13 protein-coding genes are annotated in these 16654 nt (G+C 65.2%); 5 read left to right on the top strand and 8 right to left on the bottom strand.

Features of this window, described 5'->3' with window-relative positions; translation table 11 throughout:
• Positions 1–68: 68 nt before the first annotated feature.
• The 7 genes from ppk2 to ACT3UQ_RS09075 all read right to left on the bottom strand — a co-directional run bounded on the left by ppk2 (position 69) and on the right by ACT3UQ_RS09075 (position 8987).
• Complete coding sequence (ppk2, locus tag ACT3UQ_RS09105) at positions 69–965, bottom strand: polyphosphate kinase 2 (RefSeq protein ID WP_444637020.1); 897 nt, start codon at positions 963–965, stop codon at positions 69–71.
• 318 nt (positions 966–1283) lie between these two features.
• Positions 1284–2048, bottom strand: a complete 765-nt coding sequence (locus tag ACT3UQ_RS09100; protein WP_105650758.1) for an ABC transporter permease — start codon at positions 2046–2048, stop codon at positions 1284–1286.
• Positions 2045–2824: an ABC transporter ATP-binding protein gene (locus ACT3UQ_RS09095; RefSeq protein WP_105650759.1), complete on the bottom strand. Its 780-nt coding sequence runs from the start codon at positions 2822–2824 to the stop codon at positions 2045–2047. The genes ACT3UQ_RS09100 and ACT3UQ_RS09095 overlap by 4 nt, the downstream gene beginning before the upstream one ends.
• On the bottom strand, positions 2821–3189 hold the full coding sequence (locus ACT3UQ_RS09090) for a DUF1048 domain-containing protein (protein WP_105650760.1): 369 nt from the start codon (positions 3187–3189) through the stop codon (positions 2821–2823). Before ACT3UQ_RS09090 ends, ACT3UQ_RS09095 begins: the two co-directional genes overlap by 4 nt.
• On the bottom strand, positions 3186–3539 hold the full coding sequence (locus tag ACT3UQ_RS09085; protein WP_444637019.1) for a PadR family transcriptional regulator: 354 nt from the start codon (positions 3537–3539) through the stop codon (positions 3186–3188). Before ACT3UQ_RS09085 ends, ACT3UQ_RS09090 begins: the two co-directional genes overlap by 4 nt.
• Positions 3540–3750: 211 nt before the next feature.
• Positions 3751–5055 carry a M1 family metallopeptidase gene (locus tag ACT3UQ_RS09080; RefSeq protein ID WP_105569961.1) on the bottom strand — a complete coding sequence of 435 codons (1305 nt, stop codon included), beginning with the start codon at positions 5053–5055 and terminating at the stop codon, positions 3751–3753.
• Positions 5056–5066: 11 nt separating this feature from the next.
• Positions 5067–8987 (bottom strand): Pls/PosA family non-ribosomal peptide synthetase, encoded by a 3921-nt coding sequence (locus ACT3UQ_RS09075; protein WP_444637018.1) that lies wholly within the window; start codon positions 8985–8987, stop codon positions 5067–5069.
• 317 nt (positions 8988–9304) lie between these two features.
• On the opposite strand from ACT3UQ_RS09075, the gene ACT3UQ_RS09070 reads away from it, so the two are divergent.
• A complete protein-coding gene (locus tag ACT3UQ_RS09070; protein WP_444637017.1) occupies positions 9305–10792 on the top strand; it encodes a DUF5129 domain-containing protein in 1488 nt (495 codons plus the stop codon).
• Positions 10793–11066: 274 nt separating this feature from the next.
• On the opposite strand, the gene ACT3UQ_RS09065 is transcribed toward ACT3UQ_RS09070, so the two are convergent.
• On the bottom strand, positions 11067–12035 hold the full coding sequence (locus ACT3UQ_RS09065; RefSeq protein ID WP_444637016.1) for a quinone oxidoreductase family protein: 969 nt from the start codon (positions 12033–12035) through the stop codon (positions 11067–11069).
• A 171-nt stretch (positions 12036–12206) separates the two neighbouring features.
• Here ACT3UQ_RS09065 and argC point away from each other — a divergent pair, with 171 nt between their 5' ends.
• From argC to ACT3UQ_RS09045, 4 genes are read left to right on the top strand one after another with little or no spacing between them, the layout of a single operon-like run.
• A complete protein-coding gene (argC, locus tag ACT3UQ_RS09060) occupies positions 12207–13238 on the top strand; it encodes an N-acetyl-gamma-glutamyl-phosphate reductase (protein ID WP_105554651.1) in 1032 nt (343 codons plus the stop codon).
• A complete protein-coding gene (gene argJ / locus ACT3UQ_RS09055) occupies positions 13235–14434 on the top strand; it encodes a bifunctional glutamate N-acetyltransferase/amino-acid acetyltransferase ArgJ (RefSeq protein ID WP_444637015.1) in 1200 nt (399 codons plus the stop codon). The genes argC and argJ overlap by 4 nt, the downstream gene beginning before the upstream one ends.
• Positions 14435–14460: 26 nt before the next feature.
• Positions 14461–15387: an acetylglutamate kinase gene (argB, locus tag ACT3UQ_RS09050; protein ID WP_105554649.1), complete on the top strand. Its 927-nt coding sequence runs from the start codon at positions 14461–14463 to the stop codon at positions 15385–15387.
• Entirely contained in the window at positions 15384–16634 is a 1251-nt protein-coding gene (locus ACT3UQ_RS09045; protein ID WP_374954798.1) for an acetylornithine transaminase, read from the top strand. The genes argB and ACT3UQ_RS09045 overlap by 4 nt, the downstream gene beginning before the upstream one ends.
• Positions 16635–16654: the final 20 nt, after the last annotated feature.

Below are 16654 nucleotides of genomic sequence, written 5' to 3'. Positions count from 1 at the left end.
AACTGGCGGCGGTGTTTGTCGGTTGCCTCAGCGTAGTGCCGGCTGCGGCCGAGGTACAAGGGCCGGCGCTAGAACTCCTCGCCGTGGTTGATGACCCGCGCGGCGCGGCCGACGATCTTCGGGTCCGGGGTGCCTACCAGCTCGTGGTCCTTGCCCTTGTATTCGAAGAGGTTCAGCACGTGGCGCATCGCCTGCAACCGGGCGCGTTTCTTGTCGTTGGACTTCACCACCGTCCACGGGGCGTGCTCGGTATCGGTCTTCAAGAACATCTGCTTCTTCGCGGCCGTGTAGTCATCCCACTTGTCCAGCGAGGCCAGGTCCATGGGGGAGAGCTTCCACTGGCGCACCGGGTCGATCCGGCGAATCGTGAAGCGGGTCAGCTGTTCGCCGGCGGAGACGGAGAACCAGAATTTCACCAGGTCGATGCCCTCCTCGACGAGCAGCCGTTCGAAGTGCGGGGTCTGCTCCAGGAAATGCTCCACCTGGTTTTGCGTGGAGAACCCCATCACGCGTTCCACCCCGGCGCGGTTGTACCAGGACCTGTCGAAGAGCACGATCTCCCCGGCGGTCGGGAAATGCTCGATGTAGCGCTGGTAGTACCACTGGCTGGATTCGCGCTCCGTCGGCTTTTCGAGCGCGACTACACGAGCGCCGCGGGGGTTCAGGTGCTCGGCGAACCGCTTGATCGTGCCGCCCTTGCCGGCGGCATCGCGGCCCTCGAAGACGATCATCAGACGTCGACCATGCACCTTGAGCCACTTTTGCAGCTTCAGCAGTTCGATCTGCAACGCTCGCTTCTCCGCGTCGTAGGTGACACGGTCCATCTTGGCCTCGTACGGGTAGTCCTCCCGCCAAGTGTCCACGATGCTCCCGTCGGCGCGAACTAAGACCGGGTCGTCGTCGTCATTGTCTAGAACCGAATATCCGCGGAAAGCCTCTTCGAGGAGGGGGAGTTCAACCGTCATAACCCCAGCCTAATTTTTCCCGGTTAACACAAAATGAACAATTGGGAAACCAGGGCTTGAAAAGGGTAGATGTGATTAATGCGGTTTGCTGGACAGAAGCGAAAATTGAACTCGCCGGGCGCGGGCTTCGCCTCGTGGCGTCGAAGGGGAATGCGGGGAACGGTCGGCGTTCGCCGGTTAACGATCCGGTTGAAATTTCATTGGTGCAGCGGTGGCCTGCTATGCGCAGCGAATCCGCTCAATCTTTGTGGGCGATCCGCCGAGCCGAGTCGGGTAAGGGGATGCGCATGCCTCGGCTCGGCTGCTGTCATCTCGCGGCTAGCTGATTTTACGGCGATAGATCAGATTCGCCAGCGAGTACGCGATCACTAGGATTCCCAGCAGCCAGGCCAGCGCCACCCATATTTCTTGTCCAACCGGCTGTCCGGAAAATAAGGCCCGAAGCGTGTCAACGATGGAGGTCACCGGCTGGTGTTCGGCGAACCAGGCCACCGGAGAGGGCATCGAGGCGGTAGGCACAAAAGCGGAACTGATGAATGGGGCGAAGATCAACGGGTAGCTGAATGCGCTGGCCCCATCTACGGTCTTCGCGCTCAGCCCGGCGATGACCGCGAGCCAAGTCAACGCCAAGACGAAGAGCACCAGGATCCCGACTATCGCCAACCAGCCCCCGATCGAGGCTTGGGCGCGGAAGCCCATCAGCAGTCCCACCCCGATGACGATGGCGATCGATACCAGGTTTGCGAGCAGCGAGGTGAATACATGCGCCCACAACACGCTGGATCGGGAGATCGGCATGGACTGGAAGCGTTCAAAGATGCCCCCTTGCAAGTCCAGGAACAGCCGGTAGGCGGTATACGCAATGCCCGAGGCAATGGTGATCAGCAGGATCCCGGGTAATAGGTAGTTGATGTAGGAGCCATCGGTGCCGGTATTGATTGCACCTCCGAGCACATAAACGAACAACAGCATCATGGCGATCGGGGTGATCGCGGTGGTGATGATCGTGTCGGGACTGCGCAGGATATGACGCAGCGAGCGTCCGGTGAGTACGCCGGTGTCGTGTAGCGCGTGGGTGCTCATGGCTGCTCCTGATCGGGGGCGCCGACCAAGGCGAGGAACACGTCCTCCAAGGAGGGCTGCTTCTTCACGTATTCTACGTGGGCTGGCGGCAGCAAGTCCTTGAGTTGGTCGAGGGTCCCATTTTGAATGATGGTTCCCCGGTGCAAGATCGCGATACGATCCGCCAGCTGTTCGGCCTCGTCGAGGTACTGCGTGGTCAGCAGCACGGTGGTGCCGTCCGCGGCGAGCCGGCGTACGGTATCCCAGACCTCCAAGCGTGCCTGCGGATCCAAGCCGGTGGTTGGCTCGTCCAAGAAAATGATGCGAGGATTCCCGATCAGGCTCATCGCAATGTCTAGCCGGCGGCTCATTCCTCCGGAATAGGTCGCGGCCTTCCGGTCGCCAGCGTCGCTAAGCGCAAATCGTTCCAGCAACTCCTCGGCATGCTGACTCGCGTTTTTCAGGTGACGCAGCTGCGCCATCAAGACTAGATTTTCGCGGCCGCTGAGCACCGGATCGATGGCGGTGAATTGACCGGTCAGGCTGATCGTTTCGCGGACCCGGTGCGCCTGGGTGGCGGTATCAAAACCGGCGACGAGCGCACTGCCTGCATCTGCGGCCAGCAGCGTGGAAAGTATCCGCACGAGTGTGGTTTTCCCGGCGCCATTCGAGCCGAGCAGCGCCAGGATCTCTCCGGGGCTTACCTCCAGGTCAACCCCGCGGAGCACCTGGAGGTCCTTATACGACTTTTTCAGCCCGCGGACGCTGATTGCGGTGGGTGCACTCTCGGTGTTCATGATTCTTCGCTTCGTTTCGCGTCCTGAACTGCCTTGATCAGCCGGGCGCGTTCCTTGTCGATCCATTGTTTTCCTCCGTAGGACAGGGTGAAGTTTTCAGCGAATTCCACTGGGTCCTCGCCAACAACTTCACGGAGCGGCAGCCGGTCGATGGAGGCTCGCTCCCACAGGTCAGCGTGGTCGATGAACATCTGCACCAGGGTGTCCCCATCGGTGATGCCGCCGAAATACATGAAGTAGCGATTCAACGCCGTAGCCGTGGCGCGGTAGGGCTCGGGCAGCGCGTCCAAGCGGGCCTTGGCTTCCTTGTACTGCTTTTTCTGCTGCAGCTGGCCGGTGAGGATTTCGTACCATTTGGTGCTCATGAGGATTTTCCTTCTGGGTGGTTGGTGTAATTTTTGTGCAATGCTTCGATGCGCTCGGAGAGGAAGAACCAGTTCTTCCAGAACTCTTCGAGGTAATCGCGGCCCATCGCGTTCAAGGTATAGACCTTGCGCGGTGGCCCTTTTTCCGAGGGCACCTTTTCCACGTCGACCTGACCGCGTTTCTCCAAGCGGATCAGCAGGGCGTAGACGGTTCCTTCGACGATGTCGCTGAGCCCTTTGCCGCGCAGCCGTGCGGTGATTTCGTATCCGTAGGCTGGAGATTCATCCAAGATCGCCAGGACGATCCCCTCCAGGGTGCCCTTGAGCATTTCGGTCATCTGCTTTGCCATAGAGGCCCTCCAAGCGCTATCTAGTGATAATGACTACCAGTAGATAGTATCGCAGACTACTGGTAGTTAGCAATACCGAGTAGCGAAGTTTTTGGCATTCAGAATCCGACGATGCAAACGGGCAGGACCATGGAGCAGTGCGCAACTGCGCTTAAAGAAACGAACCGCCGAGCAGACTCGACGGTTCGTAGGTGGTGTTCTATGCGGCGCGCTAGCGTGGGAAAACCGGCAGCTTCTGGTCGTACAGCCACGGCCGCAGCAGGGCGGCGACATCCAGTGCGTCGGGGGCGAAACCCTGGGCGTGCGCGATGAACGCCTCGGTGTCTACGTGCCCGTGGCTTCGGGCGGCCGCCCACTCTTTGAGCATCGTGTAGAAGGTTTCGGTGCCAAGCTCTCCGAGCAGCGCGAACAGCGCCATCGCGCCACGCTTGTATACGCGGTCATCGAACATGTCCTTGGCCCCCGGATCCCCGATGGCCAAATCCTGGTCCTGCCCGTCGAGCAGTTCCCAGGCCAGCCGGGCGCGTTCGGCCATGGGCATGACCCCGGCGGCTTCGGAATACAGCCACTCGCTGAAGCAGGCGAAGCCCTCGTGCAGCCAGATGTCCTTCCAACGCTTCAGGGTCAGCGAGTTGCCCCACCACTGGTGGGAGAATTCGTGGGCGATCAGGCGCTGCGCCTCCCAGTCCATGGACAGGTGGTTCAGCCCGAAGATGCTCAGCCCCTGGGCCTCGAGCGGGATCTCCAGCTCGTCGTTGACCACCACGATCTTGTAGCTCTCGAAGGGGTACGGGCCGAAGTGCCGTTCGAAGACCTCTGCCATTTCGGTCTGTTTGCCGAAGGCCCCGCGGACCTTCAGATCCATGCCGGGCACCGCATAGGCCACCAGATGCCGATCCTCGTCGAAGGGGATCTCCGAATAGCGGCCGATCTGCAAGGTAGCCAGGTAGCTGGCCATCGGTTCGCGCTGCTCGTAGACCCAGGTGTCGCGGCTGGCGGCGCGTGAATGGTTGATCAGTTCGCCGTTGGCCACCGCCCGGTAGCCGGCGTCGGTGGCGATGGAGAAGCGGTAGGTGGATTTGTGGCTCGGGTGGTCGTTGCAGGGGAACCACGTCGCCGCGCCGGTCGGCTGACCGGAAACGAGCACCCCATCGGTCAGCTCTTCCCAGCCGACCTCGCCCCAGATGCCGTTTTGCACCCCGGGGTTGCCTGCATAGCGCAGGGTCAGCTCGGTGCGCTCGCCGGCGGCCAAGCGGCTCGGCAGCTGCACCTCGATGCGGTGGTTGCGCTTGGAGACCTGGGCCTTTTTGCCTTGGCAGGTGGCCTTCAGCACGCGCAGCCCGTGCAGGTTCAATTGCACGGTGTCCAGGTCCTGGAGCGCGCGCAGGTGCAGTACCGCCTTGCCTTCGAGCAGGTTGCTGGCGAGCTTGCAAGTCAGTTCCAGGTCGTAGTGGTCCACGGTGTACGCGGCCGAACCGTGGTGCTTGGTGTATTCATCCAAGATCTTCTGGGGCATCCGGCGCGGTCCTATGCTGTCTGTGATTCGTCGGGTGTGATGTTCCAGCGTACCGCCGGATTGCCGCGCCAGTAGGTATTTGCTGGCAGCACCTCGCCGCGCAGCACCAGCGAAGCCGGTCCGGTGGTGGTGCCATCGGAGATCTTCGCAGCCGGCAGGATGACGCTGTGCGGGCCGAGCGTAGCCCCGGACCCGAGGGTGACCGTGTCAATGGACATGATGCGGTCGTGGAACAGGTGGGTCTGCAATACGCTGCCGCGGTTCACCGTCGTGTGATCTTCCAAGGTGACCAGGTCTGCCTCGGGGAACCAGTAGCTTTCACACCACACCCCGTGCCCGATCTTTGCGCCCTGCGCACGCAGGAACCAGACCAGCGCCGGCGTGCCGGAGGCCAGCCGCGCAAACCACTGGGCGCAGACCAGCTCCACAAAGGAGTCGACCATCTCGGTGCGCCAGATGAACGAGCTCCACAGCGTGTGCTCGCCCGGGCGGATCACCCCGACCACCAGCCATTTGGCGGCCAACGCGCTGGCTGCGGCGAGAGCTCCGGCCAAGACCAGTACCGCGCCGGAGAGCAGCGCGGCGGACAGCGGGTTCACGTGGGTCACCAGCGCGGACAGCGCCCAGAGCACTCCGGCGGCGATGCCTACCGTGGTGAAGACCGCCAGGCAACGGGAGAGCTCCCAGGCCGCACGCATGATCTTGAGCTTCATCGGCGGCTGGTAGGTACGCTCGGATTCGGCATCCACCGTGGTGCGCCGCAGCTTATGCGGGGGAGAGCCGATCCAGGAAGTTCCGGCCTTCATCTTGCGGGGGGTCGCCGAAAGCACCGCAATCAGCGAGCGCTTAGGCACCCGGCGACCGGCATGCAGGATGCCGGAGTTGCCGAGGAACGCTTTTTTGCCCACGCGCACCGGGGCGATATGCATCCAGCCGCCGCCCAATTCGTAGGAGGCGACCATGGTGTCATCGGCCAAAAAAGCGCCCGAGGCGATGGCGGTCATCTTCGGGATCAGCAGCACCGTGGAGATTTCCACGTCACGGCCGACCTTGGCGCCGAGCAGCCGCAGCCACACCGGGGTGAACAATGAAGCGTAGAGCGGGAAGAGCACATCGCGGGCGGTATCCAGCACGCGTTCGGTCGCCCACGCCTGCCAGCCGACCCGGGAGGTCACCGGATGCCAGCCTTCGACCAGGCCGATGGACAGCAACCGCACCTCGATGACGATCAGCGCCATCATGGACAGGAACCATACCAGCGCGGCAAGCAGCACCGCCGGGATGATTTTCCAGCCGATCGAGGTCAGCGATTCCTCGGCACGCAGCATCGGAGTGACCGCCAACACGGCCAAAACCACCGGCAACCACTGCAAGAGGTTCAGCAATATCGAACCGACCGCGCCCAGCACGCGCGGAAGGACCCGGTATGACGGAATTTCTTCGGGCCAGCGTGGCTTGGCCCGTCCCTCGCGAGCGGCCGGGGATCCGGCATAGCGCGAGTTCTCGCGGGTTTCGCCGTAGATGGCGGATCCGGCTTCCACGATGGTGTGTGGTCCAACCACTGCTCCGGGAACCAAGGTGGAGCGGGCGCCGACGGAGGCGAAATCGCCGACGCTCACATGGCCCACATGCACCTGGTCGCCGTCGATCCAGTAGCCGGAGACGTCGACCTCGGGCTCCAAGGTGGCCCCCGGTCCGACGGTGAGCATTCCGGTCACCGGAGGCAGCGTGTGCATGGTGGCGGTTCTGTCGATATTTGCGCCCAGCATGCGCGCGTACCAAGGCAGCAGCGGCGCGCTGGCCAGGGAAATCGGATCGACCACATCGGAAATGTGCTGCGCCAGCCACAAGCGCAGGTGCATCGAGCCCGAACGCTGGTAGGTTCCCGGTTTCAGCCCGCGCAGCAAGAGCTTGCTGGCCAGGATCGAGAGCCCCATGCGCCCGGCAGGGGTCACGAAGATCAGCCAGGAGGCCACGATCGAATACCACGGAATCGGCAGCTGCGCTTCGAGGATTCCCACGCTGAGCAGGAACCAGTGACCGAGCATCAGGTAGGTGAACCAACGCAGGCCGGAAAGGATGAACAGCGGCACCGCGAGCAGAGTCTGGGCGATCTGCGTGATGCGCTTGGTGCGCTTGACGATGCGAGGCTCGATGACCTCGTCGTTGACCTGCTGTCCGCCGAGGTATTCCACCAGCGCGCCAAAGCGCGGGTAGTCGTAGAGCTCGGCGACCGTCAGGTCCGGGTAGCGGGCGCGCAAAGCGGAGACCAGTTGGGCCGCGGAGAGCGAGCCGCCGCCGGAGCCGAAGAAGTCGGAGTCGGCGCTGGAGGCCGCGATGCCCAGCGCGCCCTTCCAGGCCCGGGCCACGAAGTCGCCGGTCTCATCGAGCCCGGCCAGCTCCTCGCCGGACTGCTCGGATTCGGCCCCGGCCAGCGGCCACGGCAGCGCGTTGCGGTCCACCTTGCCGCTGGTTTTCATCGGCATGCTGTCCACCACGGTGAGCAGCGGCACCATCGCCGCGGGCAGATCCTTGAGCAGTTCGGTGCGCGCGGCATCCAGGTCATAGCCCGCGTCGGCGGCCAGATAGCCGACAAGCAGCTTGTTTCCGGTACCGGTTTCGCGCACCGCCACCGCGGCGCTGGACACGCCGTCGAGCGCGCTCAGCGCCGCGTCGATTTCACCGAGTTCGATGCGCCGGCCGCCGATCTTTACCTGGTCGTCTACGCGGCCGATGAAGATCAGCCCCAGCCGGTCATTGACCACCACGTCGCCCGAGCGGTAGGCGCGGTCCCAGCCCAGGGTGGGCATGGGCGCGTACTTCTCGGCGTCCTTTTCCGGGTCCAGATAGCGGGCCAGGCCCACCCCGCCGATGATCAGCTCACCGGTTTCGCCTTCGGCGACGGGAATTCCCTCTCCGTCGACTACCGCCAGGTCCCAGCCGGCCAGCGGCAGGCCGATGCGCACCGGGAGGCTGCCGTCCATGGTGGCGCCGCAGGCCACCACGGTGGCCTCGGTCGGGCCATAGGTGTTCCACACCTCGCGGCCCGCGGTGGCCAGGCGTCCGGCAAGCTCCGGCGGGCAGGCTTCGCCGCCGAAGATCAGCAGGCGCACGGACTCCAGCGCCTGCGACGGCCACAGCGCGGCGAGCGTGGGCACGGTGGAGACCGCGGTAATGGAGCGGGAGATCAGCCAGGGGCCCAGATCCATGCCGCTGCGCACCAGCGCCCGCGGTGCGGGAACCAGGCAGGAGCCGTTGCGCCAGGCGATCCACATCTCCTCGCAGGACGCATCGAAGGCCACCGACAGTCCGGCCAGCACGCGGTCCGAGGTGTTCAGCGGGTCTTCGGGCAGGAACATGAGTGCTTCGGCATCCACAAAGGCGGCGGCCGAACGGTGGGAGACCGCCACGCCCTTGGGCTTGCCGGTGGAGCCGGAGGTGAAGATGATCCACGCGTCGTCGTCCAGCTGCGGCGCGCGCGGGTTCGGGAAGGGGGTGGGGCGATCGGCGGAAACCACGATCTCCTCCAGGCCCTTCACGATGCCGGCGACCTCGGCCTCGGTGAAGACCACCTTCGCCCGCTCGCCCGGATCGTCCGCGTCAACCGGTACATAGGCGGCACCGACCCAGAGGATCGCGAGGATCCATTCATAAAGCTGGCGGGTTCCCGAGGGGACGCGCACGCCGATTCGGTCGCCGGCGCCAAGCCCGTGTTCATGCAGGGCGCGGGCTTTCGCCTTGACCTCCTCGATCAGCTCCGCGTAGCTTTCGCTGCGTTCGCCGTCGTCAATGGCCGGCGCGTCGGGATGCGCCGTGGCGGTGGCCTGCAGAATGTCGATGAGGGTGCGCTCGGCAGGAGCTAGCGCACCGGAAGGGAACTGGGGCGAGTGGAGCCCAGGCTCCTCGGTCTTTGAACTATTTACGGAGTCCATACTTTGCGGATCCGTCCCTTCACTAAAGTGTCATGCACAAGTGGTTCGAGCGCTCAGGGGGAGTGAACTCTCGGAAAAGGGGGTACGGATCCTGGAGGGGATCGGACGTTGCGGCGTCCAGAACCCATTAAATACCCTCGGACCGCCTACCGGGAAGTTGAAGGGTCAATTGGTCGTTGGAATCACATCACTGCTCCTCCTGGCAGCGTGCCGCGGCGCCCCGCGGGCTGCGAAGCTACCCCGTTCCAGCCGTTAGGATGGAGCTATTGGCCTAACGTTCGGAATAATTCGCATCATCTGCCTGAGAGGAATTCTCCATGCGCCAGCTCAATTCTCCACGCCGTGCACTGGCCGCGGCGGCCGCCGCCACGCTGCTGTTCCTCGCCGTGCCGCCCGCGGCGCAGGCAGAGGGAATAAACCTGGATTCGATCACCATCGATGACACCGCCAACGTGCTCAACGAGCAGAAGCTGCGCGACGCGGTGGGCGAGATCGACTTCAACGAGCCCACCAAGGTCGCCGTGTATTCGCGTGAAGGCCAGTATGCGGATGACATCAACAGCCAGACGCTAGGCCACGCCCGCAGCGCGCACCCCGAATGGATCTCGGCGGACCCCGAGGACTACGGCGACTACTGGGCCAACGGCTACTTCATCATCACGCTGTCCGTGGAGGGCCCTGGAGATGGCCAGATCGGGACCTACTTCGGCGAGGACCGCAAGGTGTCCGACTCCCAGATGCGCTCGATCCATGAGGCGGGCTCCGAGGATTTTAACCAGGCCCGCTGGACCGACGGAGTTGTCGCCGTCGCCGCGCGCGGCGCGAACATCATCAACCGCCCCTGGTATCGGCATCCGGCGCTCGGCTGGACCGTGGGGCTGGGGAGCCTGGGCGCCATCGGAGGTACCGGCATAGCGCTCGCGGTGCGTTCGGGGCGGCGAAAGAGCTTCGCCGAGCAGCTGGAATCGGGCAGCGCGCACCTGACCAATGTGACCATGGATTTGGACGCCACCGAACTATCCGCGCGCACCTTGCCTGGCGACTCGCACCACGCCGCGGAACTCGAACGCCGCTTCGCCGACTTTGCCGCCACCTACCGCGCTTGCTTCACCACGCAGCAAGAGCTGGCGCAGGCGAGCAAGAAGCTGCGTTCAAGCAGCCCCGGGGTGGCTCGCGCCAAGGAATTCCACGCCAACGCCCAGGCCCTGGACCTCACCGACGATGCGATCAACGACGCCGCGGCCCTCTACACCCGCGGTGCCGCGTGGGAAGATGCCTGGCGCCGCCAAACCGCACCCTTGCTCGAAGACCTGACCGAGCTGCCCGCGCTGATCGAAGATGCGCCGGAAGAACTGCAGGCACAAGCCGCCGCATTGGATTCCTACTCCGCCACCGCAAAACGCGCCGTGGCAGATCTGGGCAACGAGCTGAAGGCCGAAAAGCTCGATGTGGATACCGCCCTTGATAAGTTGTCCGAACTGCGCAGCCAGCTCACCGAACGACTCGATGCCTACGCTAGCGCGCAGGTCGAGGTCTATGCGTCGAGCGCCGAAGAGAAGCAGGAGATGCACGAAGCGCTGCGCCACTCCCGCTACGACAGCACCGGTGCGAGCCGTTCGGGATCCATTCTCGATGTGATCTACCCGGCTTCGATGTTCTGGCGGGTGAACTCCTACAACGCCGGGTACGCCACCGGGGTCAACGCGGTGGACACCTCCCGGGAGGCCGCCAGCTCCTCGGGCGTCTCCCACGGCTATTCCGGTGGCGGCAGCTTCTCCGGCGCCGGGGGATCCTCGCGATTCTAGATTCTGGGTTCCCGGGGATCTGGGCTGGCCCGGCTCGCTGCGGGCCCTCGGAAGATCGGTGGTTTTCCGCCGGCTGCCTGGTCTGCGGAATCTTGGCGAAGAGGGTGCTTCACCGGGGCTCGTATTTCGAAACCGGAGTGCTGCCGTGGTTCCAGAAGATGGAATCGGCCAGCGGCATGGGCCAGTGGCTATTGGCTCAAAGCGCTAGTTCATTAATCGACTAATGCCCGCCGCTGAGGTGCAGTGGCAGGCATTAGCTAACTAGGGCTGGGAGTTAGGGAACGAGTAGCACCTTGCCGGTGGTTTTGCGCGATTCCAACGCACTATGCGCCTTGCTCGCGTCGGCCAGCGCGAATTTCTGCCCGACGCGGACATCCAAGTCCCCGCTGGCGGCCCAGCCGAAGACGTCGCCGAAGCGCCATGCGCGTTCCTCGTCCGTGGCCAGGAAGTCCGAGAGCTTCGGCCGGGTCACGGTCAGCGACCCGGCCGCATTCAGCCGCTGCAGGTCGAAGGGCGGAACCTGGCCGCTGGCCCCGCCGAAGAGCACCAGCGTGCCGCGGCGCTTGAGTACCTTCAGCGAGGTTTCGAACGTGTCCTTGCCGATGCCGTCGTAGACCGCGTGCACGCCCACTCCGCCGGTGACCTTGTCCACGGTGGCTTCGACCTGGTCATAATCCACCACGTAGTCGGCTCCGGCGGCGCGGGCCAGGTCCTTCTTTTCCTGGGTGGAAGCGGTGGTGATGACGGTGGCGCCCTTCATCTTCAAGATCTGCGTGAGCAGCAGTCCCACTCCGCCGGCGCCGGCGTAGCTGAGGATGACATCGCCCGAATGCACCAGATAGCTCGAATGCGTCAGATAGTGGGAGGTCATGCCCTGCAGGGGGAGCGCCGCGGCCAATCGCAGGTCGACCTTGTCGGGCACCTTGCCCAGCTCGGCCTCGCCGACCACGGCGTACTGGGCGTAGCCCTTGGTGCCGCTGGAGGTGGCGACCCGGTCGCCGACCTTCAAATGGCGCACGTTCTCGCCGACCTGGGTGACGGTGCCGGAGAATTCGCTGCCCGGGGTGAACGGATAGTCCACGGCGTAGACTCCCGAGCGCTGATAGGTTTCGATGAAGTTCACGCCGGCGGCCTCGATTTTGACGAGCACCTGCCCTGCGCCCGGGGCAGGGATTGGGGTTTCGCCGAGCTCCAAAACTTCGGGCCCACCTGCGTGGGAGACGAGTATGCTCTGCTGATTCATGCGATGATATTCCAATCTTTGTCCCTATGCCATATTGCTGACGGCTCCTGGTAACCAGTCTAGGACTGAAGGGTGTGAGCCGGGTGGGTGGCAGCCCCCGGGTTGCGTAAATGACGAACTATTTATGCATATTTATTAGGTTTGATGCATAACCAGTTGTAGAGTGAGGTCATGACGATTTCAGTTGCTGTCTCCGGCGCCAGCGGATACGCCGGCGGCGAGGTCCTTCGAATTTTGGCCAACCACCCACAGGTAGAGATCGGTGCGATCACCGCGCACTCCCAGGCCGGGCTGCGCTTGGGCGGCGTCGCCCCGCATCTGCACTCCCTGGCCGAGCGCGTGCTCGTGGAGACCACCGTGGAAAACCTGGCCGGGCACGACGTGGTCTTCCTCGCCCTTCCGCATGGCGCGAGCGCCGCGGTCGCCGCGGCCCTGCCCGAATCCACCCTGGTCATCGACGCCGGGGCAGACCACCGACTGGAATCCGCCGCCGCCTGGGAGAAATTCTACGGTTCGCCGCATGCCGGATCCTGGCCCTACGGGCTGCCCGAACTGCCCGGCCAACGCGAACAACTGATCGGCACCAAGCGCGTGGCCGTCCCCGGCTGCTACCCGACCGGCGGCCAATTGGCCCTCGCCCCGGGCTACGGCGCGGGCCTGTTGGAGGCCAAGGACGTGGTCATCGTCTCCGCCTCGGGCACCTCCGGAGCCGGAAAGAGCGCCAAAACCCATTTGCTGGGCAGCGAAACCATGGGCTCGATGAGCACCTATGGCGTCGGCGGCATCCACCGCCACATCCCCGAGATGGAGCAGGGCCTGTCCAAGCTCGCCGGGGAGGAAGTCACCGTATCCTTCACCCCGACCCTCGCGCCGATGCCGCGCGGCATCCTGACCACCGCCACCGCGCGGATCAAGCCCGGGGTCACCGCCGGGGCGCTGCGCGCAGCCTGGGAATCGGCCTACGCCAACGAGCCATTTGTGCACCTGCTGCCCGAGGGCCAGTGGCCGACCACCGGCGCGGTGCAGGCGAGCAACCACGTGCAACTGCAGCTGGCGCTCGACGAGCACGCCGGACGAGTGATCGTCACCCTCGCGCTGGATAACCTCACCAAGGGCACCGCGGGCGCCGCGGTGCAATCGATGAATATCGCCCTCGGCCTGCCCGAAACCACCGGATTGATGATGCAAGGAGTCGCACCGTGAGCCTGTCCCACACCCCCACCTTTCCGCCGGCCGAACTGGCCGGCGTCACCGCACCGGCCGGCTTCCTGGCCTCCGGGGTCCCCGCGGGCCTGAAATCCACCGGCAAGAACGACGTCGTGCTGGTGCAGAACCTGGGCCCGGACTTCACCGCCGCCGCGGTATTCACCGCGAACCGCGTGGCCGCCGCCCCGGTGCACTGGTCCAAGGAGATCATCAAGGACGCCCGGGTGGATGCGATCGTGCTGAACTCCGGCGGCGCCAACGCCTGCACCGGTGCCGAGGGATTCGGCAACACGCACCGCACCGCCGAATACGTGGCCGAACTGCTGAACCTCTCTTCGGGCGACGTGGCGGTGGCCTCCACCGGGCTGATCGGCATGCAACTGCCTATGGATAAGCTGCTGCCCGGGGTGAAACAGGCGGCCGGAGCGCTCGCCGACGGCCAGGGAGCCGCCGATGCGGCCGCCGCCGGCATCATGACCACCGACACCGTCCCGAAAATCGCCTCGCGCAGCGTGAGCGGGTATAGCATCGGCGGCATGGCCAAGGGTGCGGGAATGCTCGCCCCGGCGCTGGCCACCATGCTCGTGGTGCTCACCACCGATGCGGTGCTCGAGCCCCAGGCGCTGGACCAGGCCCTGCGCGCGGCCACCGCGGTGAGCTTTGACCGGGCGGACTCCGATGGCTGCATGTCCACCAACGACACCGTGCTGCTGATGTCCTCCGGCGCCTCGGGCATCGCCCCGGACCTGGCAGAATTCACCGCCGCCCTGGCAGATCTGTGCCAGGAGCTGGCCGCGAAGCTGATCGACGATGCCGAAGGTGCACAACACACCATCGCGGTGCGCACCTACAACGCGGCCACCGAGGCCGACGCTTTGGAGGTCTCCCGCGCGGTGTCCCGTTCGAACCTGGTCAAGACCGCGATCTTCGGCAAGGACCCGAACTGGGGCCGGGTGCTCTCCGAGGTCGGCACCACGGCCGCGGCCTTCGAACCCGATGAGCTGAACGTGGCGATCAACGGCGTGATGGTCTGCAAAAACGGCGGCGTCGGCGAGGACCGCAATCTGATCTCGCTGGAAGACCGCTTCGTCACCATCGACATCGACCTGAACGCCGGGGCGATCGAGGCGACGATCCTCACCAACGACCTGACCCACGACTACGTCCACGAAAACTCCGCCTACTCCAGCTAGGCCGCCTTCGCAGGAGCAAACCCACCATGCCGCACACAGCACATACCAACCTCGGCGCCGCTCGCACCAAGGCCGAAGCCCTGATCGAGGCGCTGCCCTGGATCCAGCGCTTCGCCGGGACCACGATGGTCATCAAATACGGCGGCAACGCGATGGTCAACGACGAGCTGCGCCGCGCCTTCGCCGAGGACATCGTGTTCCTGCGCCACGCCGGGATCAACCCGGTGGTGGTGCACGGCGGCGGCCCGCAGATCAACAAGATGCTCGACACCTTGGGCATCAAATCCGAATTCCGCGGCGGGCTGCGGGTGACCACCCCGGAGGCGATGGACGTGGTGCGCATGGTGCTCACCGGCCAGGTGCAGCGCGACCTGGTGGGCCTGATCAACTCGCACGGCCCCTACTCGGTGGGCATGTCCGGGGAGGACGGGGCCACCTTGCAGGCGGTGCGCACCGGCACCACCGTGGACGGCGTCGAGGTTGACCTCGGGCTGGTCGGCGAGGTCACCCGGGTGCGCACCGACCAGGTGGATTCGCTGGTCAAGGCCGGAATGATCCCGGTCATCTCCACCGTCGCCCCGGAGTTCGACGAGCACGCCGATCCCACCGGCGCGATCCTCAACGTCAACGCCGACACCGCCGCCGCGGCGCTGGCCACCGCGCTGGGCGCGGCCAAGCTGGTGATCCTCACCGACGTGGAGGGGCTCTACGCCGCCTGGCCGGACAAGTCCTCGCTGATCAGCTCGATCACCAACGAGGAGCTGCGCAGCATGCTGCCCACCCTGGAATCGGGCATGATCCCGAAGATGGGTGCCTGCCTGAAGGCGGTGGACGCCGGAGTGCCCCAGGCGCATATCGTCGACGGCCGCGAGGCGCACTCGATGCTGCTCGAAATTTTCACCACCGCCGGGATCGGCACCCAGGTGGTACCCCAGATTAAGGAATCCAAGTGAGTCAGGAACTGCGCGCCACCGGCGCGCTGAACGAGGCCAACGAACTCTCCGCGCTGCACGGCGCGGATCTCTCCGCCCGCTACGCCAAGTCGCTGCTCGGCGTGTTCGGCGCCCCGTCGCGGGTGCTCGTGCGCGGGGCCGGCTGCCATGTCTGGGACGCCGACGGCAACCAGTACCTGGATCTGCTCGGCGGCATCGCGGTGAACACCCTGGGCCACGCGAACCCGCTGCTGACTTCCGTGATCACCAGCCAGCTGGCGACCTTGGGCCACGTGTCGAACTTCTTCAGCTCCCCGACGCAGATCGCGCTGGCCGAGAAGCTGCTCGAAATTTCGGCCGCCCCGGAAGGCTCGAAGGTGTTCTTCGCGAACTCCGGCACCGAGGCGAACGAGGCGGCGCTGAAGCTCACCCGCCGGAACACCGGCACCGCGGCGGTCCCGCGCACCAAGGTGATCGCCCTGGAGCACGCCTTCCACGGCCGCACCCTCGGCGCCCTGTCGCTGACCTACAAGGAGAAGTACCGCGCTCCCTTTGCTCCGCTGCCGGGCAACGTCAGCTGGATTCCGGCCGGAGACGAGGCCGCGCTGCGCGCCGCGGTGGACGAAACCGTGGCCGCGGTATTCATCGAGCCCATCCAGGGCGAGGCCGGGGTGCGCGAGCTGGGCGCCGAGTACCTGCGCGCGGCCCGCGAGATCACCACCGCGGCCGGGGCCCTGCTGGTCTTCGACGAGGTGCAGACCGGCATGGGGCGCACCGGCGAGTTCTTCGCCTCCACCGGCGTGATCCCCGATGTGATGACCCTGGCCAAGGGCCTGGGCGGCGGCTTCCCGATCGGGGCGATGATCGTCTTCGGGCAGCAGAACACCGCCTGGCTGACCCCGGGGGACCACGGCACCACCTTCGGCGGCAACCCGGTGGCCTGCGCCGCCGGGCTCGCGGTCATCCACACCATCGAAAATCAGAAGCTGCTGGGCCATGTGCGCGAAACCGGGAACTGGCTGCGCGCCGAACTGGCCGGCATCGACGGGGTGGGGGAGGTCCGCGGCCGCGGCCTGCTCACCGCCTTCGAGCTGATGGATGGTTCGGCGCCGAAGCTGGTTGGCGCCGCGCTGGATGCGGGGTTCATCGTGAACGCCACGGACGAGTCCACCATCCGCCTGGCCCCGCCGCTGATCATCACCCGCGAGCAGCTGGGCACCTTCCTCGCCGCCCTGCCGGCGCTGCTGACCGCGGCCACCGCCGCCTAGCCCACACATTTTCCCGGCAC

Source organism: Glutamicibacter sp. AOP12-B1-11, from assembly GCF_052379245.1.
Classification (GTDB): Bacteria; Actinomycetota; Actinomycetes; order Actinomycetales; family Micrococcaceae; genus Glutamicibacter.
The sequence above is the reverse complement of the archived record's forward strand: the minus strand, read 5'-3'. Positions and strand labels throughout refer to the sequence as shown.